This window comes from Arthrobacter sp. (genome assembly GCF_030540645.1).
GTDB lineage: Bacteria > Actinomycetota > Actinomycetes > Actinomycetales > Micrococcaceae > Specibacter.
On record NZ_JAUNVV010000052.1, the window covers coordinates 1 to 1,798 of the forward strand.

Sequence of the window (1,798 nt, forward strand, 5' to 3'; positions counted from 1 at the left end):
CTCCGGCAACCACGTCTGACTCTGCAACCACTCCTGCTGCAGGAGTGGTTGTGGCGAAGGATGTCCGGCAAGGCCAGAGCCTCACGTTCACCGGTTCAGGATTTGAACCCGGTGAGTCTGTGGCGGGCAGTGTGCACAGTGACGTTGTTGACCTTGGAACTGCCGTGACAGATGCCAAGGGGAACGTTGCCTTTACCTGGAACGTGCCAGCTAATTTCGCATTGGGTCAGCACACCGTCATCCTCGAAGGTGAAACATCCAAGCGGAAGGTGGAGGCCACGTTCACGGTTCTGGCCAACCAGGCAATGGAACAGGGTAAGGATGATCTGGCCAATACAGGTGCCAATACTGCCGCCCTGTGGGGTGCTGCCATGTTGATGGCACTTCTTGGTGCAGGAATTGTGCTTGGTAACCGCCGTCGAGCAGGTTTGCATAAGTAGAGTTCGCCTGGGGCAACCCTGAGTACACCGTGGGGTGAGGATTGCGGCGAGCTGTGAAAGGCCACTTGGTGGCGGGGTAACGCCTTTGTTGCTTCGCCACCAAGTGGCCTTTCACATGGAAGGGCGCGGATGGAGAATAATGGCGCTATGAGATTAGGCGTGCTCGACATCGGGTCCAATACAGTCCACTTGCTTCTTGTTGACGCGCGCCCGGGAGCGAACCCGGTGCCTTTCGCCTCCCACAAACGACCGTTGAGCCTGGTGAAGCACCTTGATGCGGACGGGAACATTAACGATGAGGGGCAGCATGAGCTGATTGAATTCATCCTTGAAGCGTGGGAATTTGCGGCCAAGCACCAGGCCAAGGACCTTTTGGCGTTCTGCACCTCGGCCATCCGGGAATCAACCAATGGTGCCGCTGTTTTGGCCCGTGTCCAGCATGAAACCACCATCCGCCTGACTGAGCTCACCGGTGAGGAAGAATCCGCCATGACGTTCTTCGCTGTGCGCCGCTGGCATGGCTGGGGTGCAGGGACCATCTTGAATCTGGACATTGGCGGTGGCTCCTTTGAAATATCCCAAGGCTCCAACGAACTGCCTGATCTGGCCCATTCGGTGCCGTTGGGTGCCGGCCGGCTGACCCGCGAGTGGCTCGCGGAAGACCCTCCCACAGCCAAGAGCATCAAACGCCTGCGCAAGCACATCAAAGCGACCCTGAAGGAACCCATCGCCCTCACGCAGGCACTCGGTACACCCAACATCGTCACGGGCTCTTCCAAGACGTTCCGGGCGCTGGCACGCATCACCGGGGCGGCGCCGTCGTCCATGGGGCCGTATGTGCGAAGGGAACTGCACCTTAGTGACCTGGGTTTGTGGTCCCAGCGGCTCTCGGCGATGTCCTCAGCCGACCGATTGCACCTGCCCGGCGTCTCCGCGGCACGAGCTCCGCAGGTTTTGGCCGGCGCCCTGGTGGCGCAGACCGCCCTTGAACTCTTCAATGTGACAACCATGCAGATCAGCCCTTGGGCGCTACGGGAAGGCCTGATTCTGCGGCGCCTCGACCAGCTGGTTTTCGATGGTCCGCTGGATCCGCCTGCGCACGTTGGTAAGCTGAGAAATTCGGACACGAAGTAGGCATAGATGACGCACGCACCCAGCAATGACCCGGTCGAACAGCCCGTGGAGGCTCAGACAGGACCCAAACGGCCCATTCCCGTGGCGCTTTCCACGGCCTCGGTGTACCCACTGTCGGTTCATGACGGCTTCGCCATTGCGGCCGATCTGGGCTACGACGGCGTTGAGGTGTTGGTGACACACAACGGTGACAGCCAGGACGCGGGCGCACTGATTCGGCTGGC

General features: G+C 60.2%; 2 protein-coding genes and 1 pseudogene. All 3 read left to right on the top strand.

All coding sequences use genetic code 11. The features are described 5' to 3' along the window. The coding region (locus Q4P21_RS10605; protein WP_303388741.1) for an LPXTG cell wall anchor domain-containing protein at window positions 1-440 on the top strand (440 nt) is incomplete at its 5' end. 147 nt (window positions 441-587) lie between these two features. Next, window positions 588-1,574 carry a Ppx/GppA phosphatase family protein gene (locus Q4P21_RS10610; RefSeq protein WP_303388742.1) on the top strand — a complete coding sequence of 329 codons (987 nt, stop codon included), beginning with the start codon at window positions 588-590 and terminating at the stop codon, window positions 1,572-1,574. 6 nt (window positions 1,575-1,580) lie between these two features. Continuing rightward, window positions 1,581-1,798, top strand: a pseudogene (locus Q4P21_RS10615) (hypothetical protein); the annotation flags it as partial.